This is a genomic window from Litoribacter ruber (assembly GCF_018449405.1).
Lineage (GTDB): Bacteria > Bacteroidota > Bacteroidia > Cytophagales > Cyclobacteriaceae > Litoribacter > Litoribacter ruber.
Map to the genome: position 1 here is coordinate 90,106 of NZ_JAHCMY010000009.1, position 17,267 is coordinate 107,372.

General features: G+C 44.0%; 13 protein-coding genes. 4 read left to right on the plus strand and 9 right to left on the minus strand.

The genetic code is table 11. The features are described 5' to 3' along the window. The first annotated feature begins 498 nt into the window (after positions 1 to 498). A complete protein-coding gene (locus KI659_RS14485; RefSeq protein ID WP_213946076.1) occupies positions 499 to 1,179 on the plus strand; it encodes a DUF6624 domain-containing protein in 681 nt (226 codons plus the stop codon). Positions 1,180 to 2,091: 912 nt separating this feature from the next. Here the strand turns inward: KI659_RS14485 and KI659_RS14490 are convergent. The 5 genes from KI659_RS14490 to KI659_RS14510 all read right to left on the minus strand — a co-directional run bounded on the left by KI659_RS14490 (position 2,092) and on the right by KI659_RS14510 (position 10,409). Next, entirely contained in the window at positions 2,092 to 3,528 is a 1,437-nt protein-coding gene (locus KI659_RS14490) for a SusD/RagB family nutrient-binding outer membrane lipoprotein (RefSeq protein WP_213946077.1), read from the minus strand. An 11-nt stretch (positions 3,529 to 3,539) separates the two neighbouring features. Then, positions 3,540 to 6,983 (minus strand): SusC/RagA family TonB-linked outer membrane protein, encoded by a 3,444-nt coding sequence (locus tag KI659_RS14495; protein WP_246535425.1) that lies wholly within the window; start codon positions 6,981 to 6,983, stop codon positions 3,540 to 3,542. Between the two features lie 123 nt (positions 6,984 to 7,106). Further along, positions 7,107 to 8,000: a FecR family protein gene (locus tag KI659_RS14500; RefSeq protein WP_213946079.1), complete on the minus strand. Its 894-nt coding sequence runs from the start codon at positions 7,998 to 8,000 to the stop codon at positions 7,107 to 7,109. Positions 8,001 to 8,153: 153 nt separating this feature from the next. Further along, a complete protein-coding gene (locus KI659_RS14505; RefSeq protein WP_246535426.1) occupies positions 8,154 to 8,762 on the minus strand; it encodes an RNA polymerase sigma-70 factor in 609 nt (202 codons plus the stop codon). A 156-nt stretch (positions 8,763 to 8,918) separates the two neighbouring features. Beyond that, the gene (locus tag KI659_RS14510; protein ID WP_213946080.1) at positions 8,919 to 10,409 is read right to left on the minus strand and encodes a calcineurin-like phosphoesterase C-terminal domain-containing protein; all 1,491 of its coding nucleotides are present in this window, start codon (positions 10,407 to 10,409) and stop codon (positions 8,919 to 8,921) included. A 1,070-nt stretch (positions 10,410 to 11,479) separates the two neighbouring features. On the opposite strand from KI659_RS14510, the gene KI659_RS14515 reads away from it, so the two are divergent. Continuing rightward, positions 11,480 to 11,677, plus strand: coding sequence for a hypothetical protein (locus tag KI659_RS14515; protein ID WP_213946081.1), 198 nt, complete (start codon positions 11,480 to 11,482; stop codon positions 11,675 to 11,677). A 115-nt stretch (positions 11,678 to 11,792) separates the two neighbouring features. Here the strand turns inward: KI659_RS14515 and KI659_RS14520 are convergent, their stop codons facing one another. The 3 genes from KI659_RS14520 to KI659_RS14530 form a co-directional block, all read right to left on the minus strand. Next, positions 11,793 to 12,788 carry a bile acid:sodium symporter family protein gene (locus tag KI659_RS14520; protein ID WP_213946082.1) on the minus strand — a complete coding sequence of 332 codons (996 nt, stop codon included), beginning with the start codon at positions 12,786 to 12,788 and terminating at the stop codon, positions 11,793 to 11,795. Between the two features lie 383 nt (positions 12,789 to 13,171). After that, the gene (locus KI659_RS14525; RefSeq protein ID WP_213946083.1) at positions 13,172 to 14,125 is read right to left on the minus strand and encodes a M48 family metallopeptidase; all 954 of its coding nucleotides are present in this window, start codon (positions 14,123 to 14,125) and stop codon (positions 13,172 to 13,174) included. Between the two features lie 4 nt (positions 14,126 to 14,129). Beyond that, complete coding sequence (locus KI659_RS14530) at positions 14,130 to 14,690, minus strand: LemA family protein (protein ID WP_213946084.1); 561 nt, start codon at positions 14,688 to 14,690, stop codon at positions 14,130 to 14,132. Between the two features lie 178 nt (positions 14,691 to 14,868). Between KI659_RS14530 and KI659_RS14535 the strand changes: the two genes are divergently transcribed. Both KI659_RS14535 and KI659_RS14540 read left to right on the plus strand, forming a co-directional pair. Then, positions 14,869 to 15,921: a saccharopine dehydrogenase family protein gene (locus KI659_RS14535; protein WP_213946085.1), complete on the plus strand. Its 1,053-nt coding sequence runs from the start codon at positions 14,869 to 14,871 to the stop codon at positions 15,919 to 15,921. A 9-nt stretch (positions 15,922 to 15,930) separates the two neighbouring features. Next, a complete protein-coding gene (locus KI659_RS14540) occupies positions 15,931 to 16,104 on the plus strand; it encodes a hypothetical protein (protein WP_213946086.1) in 174 nt (57 codons plus the stop codon). 182 nt (positions 16,105 to 16,286) lie between these two features. Here the strand turns inward: KI659_RS14540 and KI659_RS14545 are convergent, their stop codons facing one another. After that, positions 16,287 to 17,078 carry a PhzF family phenazine biosynthesis protein gene (locus tag KI659_RS14545; protein WP_213946087.1) on the minus strand — a complete coding sequence of 264 codons (792 nt, stop codon included), beginning with the start codon at positions 17,076 to 17,078 and terminating at the stop codon, positions 16,287 to 16,289. Between the last annotated feature and the right edge of the window lie 189 nt (positions 17,079 to 17,267).

The following is a 17,267-nucleotide window of genomic DNA, read 5'->3' on the forward strand; positions in this document are numbered from 1 at the left end:
TATTCCCTTCTGGACCTTAAACCCTTCAACCAACTTTCTCCATCGTACTTCGTTTTTCGTACTTATTATAGGCTTCGCTCGGCCACCGAGGATGCTTGAAGAGAAGAAGTCTTAAACGGTTTCGACTTCGCTCAAACGTTTGGGACCTCGCTCCATAATCCATGCGGAACGTTAAACCATTAAACCATCTCCAAAAACTTTGCGGCCTTTGCGACCTTCTTCGCGCCCTTTGCGTGAAACCAAACCCTCACCTTCGTCGCTTGCGATTTCTAAACCCCTAAACCAGGCCGCAGGCCGAATAACCTTCTAAACTACATATATATAGAAGCAGTTTGGATGAAGTTCTTAGCGACTTTGTGGCCAACATTGACTTTTGCAGGATAAGGTTTATCATAGTGTTTAAAAATTTAAGAGCCTTTAACTTCGGTTCATATCATTCTAAGTATTTTATACCTACTTTTATAGCCTTCCACTTATCCAACTTTTTTCGGTTATAAAATGAAAACAAATCTTCAAATTTTATTCATAGCAATTCTACTAGCTGCCTGTACGGAAAAGAATACCCTTACCCAATCAACTCAGATCCCGTTCAACCAGGATTTAGCCGATGATTTGGCTAGGATGGCAGAGATTGACCAGATTGCGGCAGGCCCTGTTCCCAATGACAGATACCAGCATTTGACCCAGGAGGAATGGAAGGTTTTTGAAGACAGTGTCTTCGCCACCCATGCCAAAGCTCTTGAAAAAATTTTCAAGCAACATGGATTCCCGGGCTACGACCTGGTGGGCAAAAAAGGCTCCATGAATTTTTGGCTAATGGCCCAACATGCCGACCATAACCCCAAATTCCAAAACCGGGTGTTAAGGAAAATGAAAGTTGAAGTGGACCGGGGAAACGCAGACCCCAGCTACTATGCAATGCTTGTGGATAGGGTAAACCTTAACACCGGAAAACAACAGATTTACGGCACCCAGGTGACCTACAGAGCCAACATATGCCAAGCCTATCCCAAACCGTTGGCCAATCCCGAAACTGTAAATGAAAGAAGAAAGTCGGTAGGTCTAGAGCCAATCGAAAAATACCTCAACGAAATGACGGAAATGCACTTCATGATAAACAAGGACTTTTTCTCCCAAAAAGGCATCACTGAACCGACTTTACATGAGGTTAGGGAGTAGAGATTTCTAAACCCCTAAACCAGGCTGCAGGCCGAATAAACTCATAAACTACGGTGGTTAGGAGGTTATTTCCCGATCATCCCTGCGGGGATCTATGAAATAGGTTTAAGGGTTGAATGGATTACTGGATTAACGTAAGGTACTTCCGCTCCGTAATCCATTACTCAGTCCAGAAGGGAATCCAGCGCAGCTATTCCCTTCTGGACCTTAAACCTTTAAACCAACCCGTGAAAAGGTTGAAGGGTTGAATGGATTAATGGATTATCGTAAGGTACTTCCGCTCCCTAATCCATTAATCAGTCCAGAAGGGAATCTAGCGCAGCTAATCCCTTCTGGACCTTAAACCTTTATACCAACCCGTGAAAAGGTTGAAGGGTTGAATGGATTAATGGATGAACGTAAGGTACTTCCGCTCCCTAATCCATTAATCAGTCCAGAAGGGACTCTAGCGCAGCTAATCCCTGCTGGACCTTAAACCTTTATACCAACCCGTGAAATGGTTGTAGGGTTGAATGGATTAATGGATTAACGTAAGGTACTTCCGCTCCTTAATCCATTAATCAGTCCAGAAGGGACTCCAGCGCAGCTATTCCCTTCTGGACCTTAAACCTTTAAACCCATCCGTGGTTGTCAAGCGTCCGATGAGGCTAAGAAAAACCAGGAGTCCCAATCTCTACATTGCGCTTTCCCTTTGCGTCTCCGCCTGCCCTCCGGGAGGTGGGCGTGAAACCAAAGCCTCATCATTCTTGCCGCTTCGCGATTTCTAAACCCCTAAACCAGGCCGCAGGCCGAATAACCTCCTAAACCACGCAGTTAAGAAAGTTCACAAGAGAAAAAATAAAATAACCATCTAAGTAAATCGCTATAGCGAAACTTAGATGGTTAAAGTAAACATAAATTCTAAATATCAATTCACTTTTCCCACCATACTTTAGTATTGATGTCATCGCCTCCCATACGCGCTACTGCCTCTTGATAATTTGATCGGTTATGAATTTGCACATCTACAGGGTAGCGGAATCTTACAGGGACCTGCTGGTTGTTTAACATACCTGGCTGCTTGGGAAGTACAGGGTAACCTGTACGGCGGTACTCAAACCATTGTTGATAATCGTTAAAATATAAGGCCAAATACTTTTGAAGCATTACTCGTTCCAACGTCCCATCATAGGAGGCAGCTGGATTATCGAAGTAACCCAAAGGAAGGTCAATCCCCCAATGATTCATAGCAGCCTCTACACCGGCCTGATAATGTGCCTCAGGATTGGAGGAGATTACTCCTTTTTGGGCCAATTCCGCCTTGATAAATTCAACTTCGGCATACGTCATTATTAAGCTGATCATGGGCACTTGTACCAAGGCAATATTATGGTTGCTGGGAATAAACTCAAATGCTGACTCATTGCTGATATATCCACTAGGGATTCCCTTAAATCCAATGGCCGTTTGTCCATCCAAATCCCTGGCTTGGATGCTGAACTTTGATCTTCTCGGATCCTCTAACTCATTCAGATTATCAATGAAAAATTCGGACATGGCCCTGAAAGTCGTGAAATCAATAGCTCTACCCCAAGGTGAAAGGTTCGGAGCTACGCCTGTGATTCGCAGGATAGCAGAGTCATCGCTTGAATTAAATACAGGGTATTGCTCAGGCTGCTGAATAATTTGGGCCATTTTGGAAAGGGCACCTGTTTCTTCCCTGTTCGATATCCTCATCAATAACCTAAGGTGCAGTGAATTGGTGAATTTCTGCCATTTGGACACGTTATTCTGAAACAATATATCCTCCCCGAATATCATGCTTCTTTGTAGATCATACAGACTGTTGGCCCTTTCAAGTCCCTCCAATAAGGCTGCATAAATTTCTTCTTGCCCATCAAATTTTGCCCTGAGAATTCCATCTTCAGCTCTTGAGGCTTCATGGAAAGGAACATCCCCAAAACTGTCCGTCAAAAGGCTATAAACCCAGGCCCTTAAAGTCAGGGCTATGGCTTCATAATTCGGATCTTGATTTTCAATCGCTGATGCTTCCATTTCCTTGATGTTAATCAACCACCTGTAGTAGGTATTCCAGGTAGAGTTTCCAGCTGCCTCTGTTATATCATAGCGATGCACTCCTCCTGCTGCACTCGGAAATGGCAAAGCCACCTGCATCAATTGAAAGGTAAAGGCATCCGCTCGGGAAGTATTAAAACTACTTACCCCATAAATTATTGGATTCAACAAAGTACCGGGACTAATTCGGTCGACCAAGTTTGGGTTGGTATTCAGTTCATCAAAATCATATACACAGGAAAATGATCCTAAGCCCAATATCAAGGCCATTATAAATGTATTTAGTTTTTTCATGGAATGTAAGATTAGAATTTAAGGGTAAGGTTGACACCAAAGGTTCGGGGAGTAGGTAATTGGCCCATCTCTATACCAGGAAGTAATGTTCCTCCATTTAGAGCAGCCGTTTCGGGGTCAAACATTGGGAAATTTGTCCACATGGCCAGATCTCTACCATATACAGCAATCGCTGCCCTTTCGATTAACCATTTTTCCAAAAACCTGGTGGGAACATTATATTCAAACCTCAATTCCCTAAGTTTTATAAAAGAGGCATCAAATGAATTGGATTCAATATTGGCTCTTCTATAATAATCTGCATAATAAGCGGGCAATTCCACAGGTGTTGTATTTGGGGAAAATGTCCCATCTCCGTTATCCACTACGCCTTCACCTATAATGAAACCATCCTCTCTTCCTCGAAGTGTGTGGGTCAGTTTACCTTGTTCTGCCATCTTATGATGTGTTTGGGAATATATTATTCCACCATACTGCCCATCAAAGAGAATACTTGCCCTTAGATTGCGATAAGTGAACTCGTTTCGGATACCGCCTTTCCAGTCGGCATAGGCATTTCCGATATACTGTATATCCTGGGGCCTTTCAGGCAACCCCGTGCTGGCATTATAGACAATTTGTCCATCTGGAGCACGCACAAAGCCAAATCCATAAATATCTCCGGTGGTCCCTCCTACCTCAGCAATGACAGAAGCTGTACCTCCCCTGCCTATCACCTGAGTCCCATCCACCTCATCGGCAAGTGCCAATACCCGGTTGTCATTTCTAGCCCAAGTGACAAACGTATTCCATTTAAAGGTATTTGTCACAATCGGAGAACCGTTCAATACAAGTTCAACTCCTTGGTTTCTCACCCTTCCGGCATTCAATATAGCTCTTGAGAATCCAGAGGTAATATCTATAGGCACCTCCAAAATCTGATTGTCGGTTACGGTGTGATAGAAATTGAGGTCGGCTCCTAATCTTCTGTTAAAGAAGATCAACTCCAAGCCAGCCTCATAACTGGTACTTGTTTCTGGTCTAAAATCGGTGTTATATAAAAGTGTAGGCACCGAAGCCGAACCTGGGAAATCACTTTGCCCATAGTATTTACTGGTACGGTAGGGTTCGGTGTCATTCCCCACCTGGGCACCAGACAATCTGACTTTGGCAAAAGATATCGCCCTAGGCAGATCCACCATATCAGATACGATAAAGCTGGTACTGATTGAAGGGTAAAAGAAACTTCTATTTTGCTGAGGCAAGGTGCTTGACCAGTCATTTCGGCCGGAAACATCCACATAAACCTTCTCGTCAAATGACCAAGAGACCAATCCAAACAAGGAATTGATTACTCTATTGCTAGTTATGGAATTAAGCATAGGATTATTGATTCCGTTGCTCAAGGCAAAAACTCCTGGTATAACTAGCCCGTCTACTTCTGCTGCCATCATGCGATAGTTTCTCACCATCTGGTTACCCCCTACACTGGCTCTGAGGTCCATTTTTTCACCGAGAGTTTCTTTGTAAGAAAAAAGGAAATCAGTATTGATTTCATAATTCTTGATATCCTGCTGCCTAAAATAGCCTCTTTGGAAATTTGCTGTGCTGAAAGGTCTCCTTTGCTCTCTTTCCTCCTGGCTCATCGCAATGCCGGAGCGGAACATGAAGTCAAATTTGTCATTGAATTCATATGTCGAACTCAAGCTACCAATCACCGTATTGTTGTTAACTGAATTGGTCATCTCATAAGCTATGAGATAAGGGTTGTCGATAAAGCTACTAAAGGGATTTAATTGCTGGACATTTTCCATTCCTTGGCGCCAGATAGGTCTATAGGCATCCAAACTGATGTTCGGGTTTTGAAAGATCATAAAGTAAGCTATAGACTGGTTATTGTAGCCAGTGGCGGGAAGATTGTCACTGTTCTTATTTATAAAGTTTACTTTTCCATTCAATCGAAGCCGACTGCTTATCTGATGATTCACGCTCAGGGCCGCCACATACCTTTCAAATCCCGTATTGGGCATGATCCACTCATTTTTGGTGTGGGTAAAGGAAGCTCTCATTGAGCTGGTAGTGGTACTGCCCTCCAAAGCCACACTATTGGTAATGGTGGATCCAGTTCGCCAAAATCCCTTTACATTATCTTCATAGGGTCTCCAAAGTTGCCTCTCCAAGGATTGCGCTTGTGTGGCAGGATCATATTGATAATAGTATTGGCCGTCAAAGCGGGGACCAAAGGCACTGCTGGTACCGCCTGTGTTTGCTCCATCTTCTGATGCTCCATAAGAATAATAAGGTTGGCCATCGGCATTGAAGGCCCTGCCTGTACCTTGACCGTATTCGTATTGGCGGTCAGGCCAGCGCAAAACATCATTAAAACTCACGTTGCTGTTGAAAGTAACACCCAATCCTTTCTGTGTACTTTTTCCACTTTTAGTAGTGATGATTAATGCCCCGTTTGCAGCACGGCTACCATAGAGGGCAGTGGCGCTTGCTCCCTTAAGAACGGTGATGTTTTCAATGTCATCTGGATTCAAATCCGCAATCCCGTTTCCAAAATCCACCGGCACATCGTTACCGGAACCTGCACCATAGGCACTTCCCACCCCTGAGGAGGTCAGTCCACTATTAAGGGGCACTCCATCTACTACTATTAGGGCCGCATTTCCATTTGGATTCAGGGAATTGTCACCCCGGAGACTGATTTGGGATGAATTCATCGGACCTGATCCCGCTGACAGCACATTCAAACCGGCAACTTTACCAATAAGTGCATCAGACCAGTTGTTAGATCTGGCATCCAATAATTCCTCGCCGCTTACTTTTTGAGTAGCATATCCAAGGGCTTTCTCCTCCCTTTTGATACCCAGGGCCGTCACTATGACCTCTTGGAGATCACTGTCATCCATATCAAGTTGGATATTAACCTCTTCTTGATTTAAGATGACCACTTCCCTTTTTTGATACCCTATATAGGAATACACCAAGATATCACCCTGTTCAACCATTAAAGTATAAACTCCTTCAATATCTGTGACTGTACCTTTGTTTGTACCTTTTACCAAAATATTGACGCCCGGCAAAGGCTCTCCCGTTTCTCTATCGACTACCCTTCCTCGGATTCGTCTCTCTTCTTTCGAGGTAGCTGCCGAAGTACTTTTCTGGCTTACGGCCAAGGTGTGGTTTACCTGCTTAAACTTCAAGGTAGATTTACCGGAAATGCCTTCCAACACCTTTTCGACAGAGTAGGTCCCTTTATCCAGATCGATCACCTGATCCAGATTCAGTTTACTTTCGTGGGAAAACCTAAATCCGCTCTGCTTTTCTATTTCCTGAAAATAGGCAGCTACTGACTGTTTCTTGCCAGAAACCTGGATCTGGATTTTATCCAGTCTCTGGGCATTACTGTTTTCGGCCCACACTAGGGATTGGGCCATGCAAAGCAGTAATAGAAGTGAAAATAATCTCATTATCAAGTGTTTTAATGAGCCTTGTAATTTTTTTTTCATAAATTTGAATGTTCTAGTAATTTAAATTTGACAGATTAATGCTGGGGCTTGAAGGGACTGCTGCAACAGTCCCTTTTTTGATTCTTAGCAGGGATTAAATTGGATTTTTACATGGGAGTCATCAATTTTATAGGTTAATGGAATACTATATTGTATGGCAATCAAAAGGTCCTCTAGAGTCTGCTTCTTAAATTCGCCGCTTAATTGGCAGTCGACTTTTTCCGCGTTTGAATAGATCTGAACACCGTACCATTCCTGCAGAGTATGGGTGAGGGTTTCCATGGAAGCCTTTTGAAAATGGAGCTGACCTTCCAGCCAACCAAATTCTAAATCTGCATTTTCCAACTCCCTGACCTCCCCCCGGTTTTCTACAAGTCTGAACCAATGGCTGGCTGGAACTTCAAAAAGCAGTGAATCATTTCCTTCTTTCTGTACCTGAACTTTTCCCGTTTTCACGGAAACAGCCTTTTTTGGACCGTCTACTTGGAAAGAGGTACCTAAAACCTCGGTTAGAATCCCCTCGGACAGGACTTGGAATGGATTGCTGGGGTCTGGCTCAACTTCAAAAAATGCCTTTCCATTTAACTCAATTACCCTATTGGTTGAAAAGCCCTCCGGGAAATTAATGGAAGTATTATGAAAAAGGGTGGCTTTGGAACCGTCGGGAAGCAAAACCGTTTTGGTCATCCCAATGCCATTGGCTACTGTTCGATTTTTGGCTTCAAGATTCTTATCCTCAATGGTGAAGGGATTGTAAAAAAGGGTGGCTAGACTGAAGATAATTAAGACCGAGGCAGCAATACCTGAATAACGCAAATACTCCAGCCTGCTTTCCCGCTTTATTTTGGACTCAATCCCTTTCCATAAATTCTGTTTAATCTTGGGGGTACTTCTCTGGAGATGGTCATGTATGGTAAGCTCCTCTTTCTCTTGGCTTTCATACCAGGAGTTTAATTTTTCCCACTCCTTTTCGGACAATCGGTTTAGTAGCGCACGCTTTATTAAACTCTGTATGTTTGGATTAATTTTCATAGTATCAGCTTCTACTTATAGAGTTCCGATTGGAAGCTGTCACTACCTTGAAAATTGATTAAGTATATGTTATCAAAAAAATAAGTTAGGTAATCTGAATTACCCCACGCTATAAACTTTCAAAAGTACCATCGCAGCCATCGGCGCAAGATGGCTCAATTCACCTCTGACCACTTTAAGAGACCTGCTTAACTGATTTTGAACCGTCTGGGGAGCCAAATCAAGCTTTTCGGCAATTTCTGAGGCAGAATAGCCCTCAATTCTATTCATTTTAAAAATCAACCTGCTTTTTTCGGGTAATTTTCCCAAGGCCACCTCCAGCTGGGTATACAGCTCATCCATGGAAAAGGCAAAGTCCTCCTTTTTTCCTTCAATCTCCATCTCATAAACGTCTACAAAATAATGGTGGCTGTTTTGGTCCAAATATTTTAATACCCTGTATTTTACTGCCGTGAGCAGGTAGGCCCTTATGGAGGTGTTAATACTGATTTGGTGTCTACGATTCCAGATGTCAATGAAGATATCCTGGACAATATCCTCCACCACTACCTGATCAGGTATCCGACTATAAGCCGCCTTATATAGCAACTGCCAGTGCTCCTCAAAGAGAAGGTTGAATTGTTTTTCAGAGTTGGGAAATAACATGTAGAAGAGTGTATTTAAATGGAATTCATAATTATCCGCACTGATGTCTGTAACCAATTTCATTTTATAATTAGGGACACAAGACCGATGACCGAAGAAGAGGGCCATTCTAAATATAAACCATGAACAGGCAGTCTAACCGTCTTACTAATGCAATGGAGGATATGGGTAACTCAATAAAAAATAGCTTCTATCCACAGGACAGAAGCTATGAGCATATTAAACCAATTTTTCTTTGTATTCTCGTCCAAATCTATCTTTAGCTACTATCTCAATGGATGAAGCTGCATCTTGGGGAGTAAAGAAGAACATGTGATCATTAAGCTGGGGCTCCACCCATTTTCTCCTCGAAGGTAGCTCAGGACCTAAATGAAGATCCACACTTAATGGGTCTAAAGTAGTTCTTCTATCAAGCAGCCCTTTTCGGATACCATCTTCCATCCAGTACACCTCCCAGGAAGGATCCCAGTTCCATACGTTCACATTTATTTCACCAGCAAATTCAGGGTGGGACCGCCCTACTCTCATTTGGCAGTCAATATCCTCACCGGTTGATTTATATTGCCAGCTTAAGGAAGAACCTTCGGCTTTGTAAACGCCATAGCCATTTGGCGTACCATCATAACAGATCGGGCCAGACCACCAGGCCCCGCACACGGTACCATGACAATGTTCAAATAGCTTATCACCCATCACCATGTTGTCATTAAAATGCGTATGTCCAGACATAATGTGGGTCTGATAATCCTCCAACAATTTATAGAGGTGTTGCCTATTGCTCACTGTACCACCCAAAGTATCTCTATCGGGATACCTAGTCACAGCACCAGTATAAGTGGGGATGTGCAAAGAAACCACTACAGTTTTACCTTTCTCAACATAAGCCAAATCCCTTTCAAGCCATGACAATTGTTCTTCATCAATGTAGCCTATATATTTTTTATCGGCCCCTAGATAAAAGACATCATCAAGCACCACGTAATGGATTTCGCCCCGATTGAAAGAATAATAGGTGGGACCAAATAGGCTTTTAAATGTCTGACCACTATGCTGATCAGTTCTTACATTTAGATCCATATCATGATTGCCTATTACCTGAAAAAAGGGAACACCAGTGGTTAGCACTGATTGGTTATAATCCTTGAATAGCTCCAATTTGTCAAAGACAAGGTCACCACATCCAATTCCAAACATATTAGGATCACTTATGCGATCTACAGTTTGCTTCACATCGACTGCTGCAACAGTCAGAAGCTGCTCGGCCTCATATTCATTCTGGATCTGGGTATCGGCCAAAACCATAAAGTGATGGTTTTCATCAGACTGAAGAGTAGGCTCCAGTTTAAAATGAACCTGTTGCTCATCCTTCCGGGGATCCAGCCTGTGAAAATAATTGGCCGACCCGTTGTCCAATTTTGGAATTTGATAACCAGAAGGCAGGCTTACAAATACAAACTCACGGTCACTGGTAGATATGAGCTCATAGGTTCCGTCTTTCTGGGAGGCGACAACATTTCTACCATCCGAAACTACCACATCGGCTAGCGCGCCCTCAGGAGATGACACTTTCCCCCTTACTCTAATAGGTTTATAGGTCAATTGGGAATTGGGCACTAGTAGATCTGAACCATTTGCTGTGCTCCAGCCAAAACCTGTAAGTCCGACCCCCGATAGACCTAAGGTTTTAAGAAAATTTCTTCTATTAAACATTTTTGACAAATTATATTGATTACTGCCCCCAATTTGGGACAATCCATTCAAATCTGCCATACCAATTATCATTGGTGATTATTAATTAAAACTGGGGTAATACCAGGGTAATGAAAATTAAAAAAGTCAAATAAAAAAAGCTACTTTTTGATTGTTTGCTAGTTGCAGCTTTTGGCTGTTTTAAACAACTCTAGAGTGAGCCATCTCCGGGAGGTGGGCGTGAAACCAAAGCCTCATCCTCCTCGCCGCTTCGCGATTTCTAAACCCTTTAAACCAGGCCGCAGGCCGAATAACCTTCTAAACCGCGCAGTTTAGAGGGTTATTTCCCGATCATCCCTTCGGGATCAGGAGGTTTAGGAGGTTAGGGAATAAAAAAGTTGAAGGGTTGAATGGATTAAGGGTTTAACGTAAGGTACTTCCTCCCCTTAATCCATTAATCAGTCCAGAAGGGAATCCAGCGCAGCCATTCCCTTCTGGACCTTAAACCATTAAACCAATCCGTGGACATCGGGAGTCATTTTCGCCGATCCCTTCGGCTTCGCTCAGGGACCGTAATTTGTTCTCTTTGCGCGCGTGGCGTGAAACCAACGCCTCATCCTCCTCGCCGCTTCGCGATTTCTAAACCCCTAAACCAGGCCGCAGGCCGAATAACCTTCTAACCCACCTTCCTGCCCACCGGACGAGAATCGCGGCTTAAGCGGGAATCACGAAAGGGTACGGTGAAGAAGCTTAGAAAAACAGTTGAATAGATGAATGGATTAACGTAAGGTACTATTCCAGCCTTTGCTTTTCTTCTTTAATCACCTTTTTAAACTGCCAGTTCTCCCAAATACTAAATACCTGGAAAGTAATTAAAAGCGCTATGATTGGAGCCTTAGCGTATTCCCACCAATGGGGTGCGTCATTCAAAAAAGCAAAAAATGCAGCGAAAAACATCATTAGGAATGGAATTATGAATTCTAACCGGGGCTTTGCCAATCGGCTAATNATGACGTGAAACCAACGCCTCATCCTGTTACATTCATATATGGTAAGGTTTTTGACAAAGTCATATATATACCACTAAGATAATGACTTTAAAAACAAAATATATAGCCACAACAATACTGGTGGCACTCATACTCTTTGCTGCCTACTTGCTTTACAGTATCACAAGTGGGGCAAATCAGGATCAAAATCCGGAGGAGGTGCTTCTGGCAATTGGTGTTACCTTGCTCTTTGAATTTATAGCCGGAGTATTTCTCATGAAGCTTCATGATAATGATTAGGCATATAAAGCAGTAAGTATATCCGCAAATGCACCTGTATGGCGATAAAACTGACTATTCAGGGTTTGTGCTGGTTGGGTCTGCTTCTTCGGCCTCAACCGGGCCAAGTTTAACCCTAAGGGATAACAGGCTTCGGTCTTCCGTCAACTTCTCTTTTGCCCATACTGGAAGCAATAATACTGATGATAAAGATCTGTATGGCATGAAAGAGCATGAGAGGCAATAAGATTATCCCAATAGCAGCAGAATGCTTGAAAAGGATTTTTGAAAACACAGTACCATGGACAAGGGATTTTTTGGTGCCACAAAATTGAGCCGTAATCCTGTCTTCTATAGAGAATTTTAATTTTTTACTCAAGAGTCCAATTAACAGATATACAAAATAGAAGAGTAAAACCACCGTAAAGGTGATACCTACTAAATCCATCACCACTACTGAGGTAAACACCTTTTCCTCAAATGATTCGGCAAAGCTTTTATAGATAATGATCAAAATGATGGATTTATCAAATAATGCCAGCTGCCGGCTGTAACTTAGCACATACCCCCCAAAATACCGCTGTAGACCCAATCCTAATACAACGGGGAATAAAATTTCTGTCAGGAGTTTGATGTAAATACCCTGAAGATTAAAGTCTGAGGAGGTTTGGTTCAGGAATAACCCTACCCAAAGCGGGGTGATGGCTATTCCGATCAGTCCGGAAATACTGGCATTAAAAATAGCGGCTGGAATATTCCCTTTGGCCATTGATACCATTACCACTGAAGAAGAAACCGTAGACGGGAGGGCTGCCAAGAAAAGGAAGGCAAGCCATATTTTGTGGTCAAATAGCCTTTCCAGAAACGGCTGAAAAGCTATAATGATCAATGGAAAAACCAGGAAAGTAGCAGATTGGATAAGGATATGGAGATGCCAATTTTTTAGACCTGTTTTTATCCGTTCCGGACTGAGTTTGAGCCCATAAAAGAAGAATATTAAGGAAATCCCAATGCTGGCAACCATATCCAATGGCACTTGGCTTCCTTGCGAACCCCATTCAGGGAATAAATATGCTATTATCACCACGGCAATGATTGCCAATACAAAGGTGTCTATCTTTATTTTTTTCAAGTTTGTTACGCTGTTTAAGAGCCTGCCGGCAAAGGCAGGGGTATTTCCCGATAACCGCTTCGCGAATCTATGAATAGGTTGAATGGATTAATGGATTATTGGATTAACGTAAGATACTCCAGATTCTTAATCCATTAATCAGTCCAGAAGGGAATCCAGCGCAGCTATTCCCTTCTGGACCTTAAACCTTCAAACCAGCTCGTGCCCTGTATCTTCGATCAAGGACCAAGATGATCGAAAAAGAAATTGAAGTACACCAACACGCCGCGCCCTTTGCGACCTCTTAGCGCCCTTCGCGCGAAACCACCTCACATCCTCCTCCCCGCTTGCGGTTTCTAAACCCCTAAACCAGGCCGCAGGCCGACTAAACGTCTAAACCACAATCAAAACTGTTCCAAGAACTTAATCCTTTTTTCAATTGGCGGGTGAGTGGCGAAGAGGCCGGTGATGGCGGCCATCAGGCCGGAGGACTTATCGGGGCGGTTCTCGATGAATAGTTCGGCCACATCGTCACTTTTAACCGAACGCACCTGGTAGTTGCCCGATATTTTCCGCAAAGCGGAAGCCAGGGCTCTGGGGTTTTTGGTCATTTCGGCCGCGCCGCTATCCGCCATGTATTCCCGTTTGCGGGATATGGCAAATCTAAAGACCATGGAGAGTAAAAACGCCACAAAAGCAATCACCATTGCGATCAACATGGCGTTGTTTTGGTTTTTGTCCCTCCTTCTTCCCATCATGCTCCCATACAGCATGTTGCGATAAAGGATCTGGGCTACAAAGGAGAAAATCCCGACGAATATGATGGAAACTATCAATAGCCTCACATCCCGGTTTCGGATGTGCATCAGCTCATGGGCGATGACCCCCTCCAGCTCCTCGTCGTTGAGCTTTTCCATAATGCCCCTGGTCAGGGTCACTGTGTAGGTGCTTTCATTGATCCCACTGGCAAATGCATTCAGGGCCTGATCCTCTATGATGTTGATTTTTGGCATCTTCATGCCCTTGCTGATGCAGAGGTTTTCGGTCAGGTTGTACACCCGCATGTTTTCCTTTCGGGTAAGGGGCCTGGAACCTGCCGCTTTGCTGATCATGCGGTTGTGCATCAGGTAAGCAATGCCAAACCAGATCCCCACGGCAATTAATACCCCCGGGATGGTAGACACAAAGGCATCGTTGATTATGCCCACGTCACGCTGCCCATATTGGTCGGCCAACATAAAGTAGAAAAAGGCATATACGGCAGCAAGAATCAGTAAAGGGAATCCCATCAACAGAAATGTCGACTTGAGGTTGTTTCTATAAATCTGGGTTTGTATACCCACAAACTTCTCTGCCATAGAATCAGAATTTTATTTCAGGTGCCTGGTCCAGTCTCTGTCTGTCTTCGCCAACATCAAACATAGGCTCTTTGTGGAAGCCGAACATCCCGGCCACAATATTGGAAGGAAAGCTTTCCACAGCAATGTTGTATTCGCGGGTGGCAGAGTTAAAATACCTACGGGAAGCTGCAAGTTTGTTTTCAACATCCGAAATCTCATTCTGCAATTGGAGGAAATTGGTATTTGCCTTCAGGTCAGGGTATGCCTCCACTGAGACACGCAAACCCTGTAAGGCGGAGGTTAGCTCCTTTTCAGCTGATATTTTCCCCTCAATCGTTGATGCCCCCATGGCTTTGGCCCGCGCCTCAGTCACCCGGGTCAGCACTCCGGCTTCATGTTCCATATAGCCCTTCACACTGCTGACGAGTTGGGGGATTAGATCATGTCTTTGCTTGAGTTGGACATCAATGTCGGCAAATGCATTTTCCCGGTTGTGTCTCAGGGATACCAGGCGGTTGTAAAGGGAAACCAAAAAGATTCCTATAACCACCGCCACAATTATCAAAATAACAGTTGTGCTCATGTTTTAATGTTAAAATGTAAAAACCACTACAATATAGCCAATTTTCAACAAGTCTCATACCCGGGATGTTTTCCGCAAGGACTTAATAAGTGTTCTTTATGGCATCCTATTTTCTCAATCTTCTCTTTCCATTCTTCATTAAAATCGTTATTTTTAAATTAACTCTAACCAACAGCCTATGTCAATTCTTATTTACGGAGCAACGGGATATACAGGAAAACTAGTAGTGGAGCAAGCCGTATTGAAAGGACTGAAACCTATCGTCGCCGGCCGATCTGAAAGCAAAGTAAAGTCACTTGCAGCTACTTACGACCTGGAATACAAGGTGTTTTCACTCGACAATGTGCCCAAAATCGTGGATGCCATCAGTGGTGTAAAAGTCTTGCTAAACTGTGCCGGGCCATTTATCCATACTGCCAAGCACTTGATCGAAGCCTGCCTGCTTACCCAAACCCATTATTTGGACATCACTGGGGAGATCGAGGTTTTTGAGATGGCCAAGGAATTTGACCTTCAGGCCAAAGACAACGAGATCATTGTGCTGCCAGGGGTAGGATTTGATGTGGTACCTACTGACTGTATGGCCAATTTTTTGAAGGAAAAGCTACCGGAAGCCACCCATTTGGAATTGGCTTTTATGGGCCTAGGCGGGGCTATGTCCCACGGTACCATGGCCACGATGGTGGAAAGCCTCGGCAAAGGTGGCGCTGTGCGCAAAGACGGCAAAATCGAAAATGTACCCGTAGGCCATGAGGGAAAGGAAATCCATTTCGGCATGAAGAAAAACTGGGCCATGACCATCCCCTGGGGCGATATCTCCACGGCCTATACTTCTACAGGGATTGATAATATAGAAGTGTATTCGGCTGTTTCAAAAACGACATATAACCTGCTAAAAGCCCAATTATTGATCAACCCAATCCTTCAAAACTCCTGGGTGAAAGGAATGATCAAGGAATACGTGGACGAGAACTTCAGTGGCCCCACCCCTGAGCAGAACAAAAAGGGGATCGCCCTGGTATATGGCAAAGCTACCAATCACCGGATGGAGGACACCGTGGAGCTGAGATTTAAGACGCCGGAGACATATCTGCTTACTGCTAAACTGGCCGTACTTATTTCCCAGAAAGTCTTGGAATTGAAGGAAACTTATGGGTATTTTACACCAGCACAACTCTTTGGACCGAAGCTGATATTTGAAATTGAGGGGGTAGAGTGGCTAGACCAATAAACACCTGATATGAAAAAATCGCTATTATTTACACTTTTGGCAGTGTTGCCCTTGATTTTATTTGCACAAGGAGAAACGGCCGACGAGGACCTTTCGGATCTTTTCCTCACCTATTGGCCCGTGATATTGCTGCCTATATTTATGATAGTGATATTTAGATATTACAGAAAGCGGAGAAGGTAGTTGATATTGTACTAGGTACTAAGTACTAGGTACTAAGTAAAGTATTTTTAGGACGATGGTTTTCTAAGTAGCTGAAGTGCTCGCTTAATTGGGATGAAATTACACATCGCCCCCTAAACTCCTAAACAGTCCCGTGGCGCATATAACGAAGTGATGTGCCACGGGACACTAAACCTCTAGACTTAAACCTCCATAAAGCCTTCGAATATTTTGATGGCTTTGCCGTAGATTTTCACCCGGTCACCGTGGAGTTCCAGTCGCATCTCGCCCTCGCGTTGGCTTGCTTGATAGGCCTTCAATGCCGTCTTTCCAGTTTTCTTATGCCAGTAGTCTATCAGGGCGCAATGGGCAAAGCCCGTCACGGGATCTTCCATCACGCCTATATTTGGGGCGAAGTAGCGGGAAAATATATCGTATTTGTCGTCCCCTTTGGCGGTGATAATAATGCCTTCTTCGCTGTGCTCAGCGATCTGGGCAAAATCAGGTTGCAGGCTTTCCACTTCATCATAGCTCTCCAATTCTATAATCCAATTCCCGTTGAGTGTAGCTGCCCCTGCCACGGTTTTTCCGCAGAACTCCTTTTCAAAAGCAGGATGGATCTGCGCTCTGGTCTCAATCAGGGGAAAATCCATGACGATCTCGTCCCCAGACCGGGTTACTACCAGCATCCCGCTTCGGGTATCAAAAAGGAGTTCGGCATCTGATGCTACCACTCCCTCCTCATACAGCATAAAAGCCGAGGCCAAGGTGGCATGCCCGCACAAGTCCACCTCGGTGGTGGGGGTAAACCAACGCAAACCAAAGCTGTTTTCGCCAGTTTGCTGCAAAAAAGCTGTTTCGCTCAGGTTCATTTCGGCAGCGATCAACTGCATGCCCTCTTCGCTGATAGGCGCAGGAAGCAAGCATACCGCGGCAGGATTCCCCGCAAATGGGGTGTCTGTAAAAGAGTCGATTTGGATAATGGGTAGTTGCATGTTTTTTTGTGTTTGTATGTGAGATGTCGGATGACCGATGTCGGATGCCTGCACGCTGAGGCGGGTCGGATGTCGGTGTCTGGCCCTAAGTTTACTTTACACTTTTTTCTCAAACTTTTAAATTTTTCTCCGCGAAGTGGCCTTTGTGAAACTTCGTGAAAACTTGGTGGCCTTTGTGGCCCATTTACA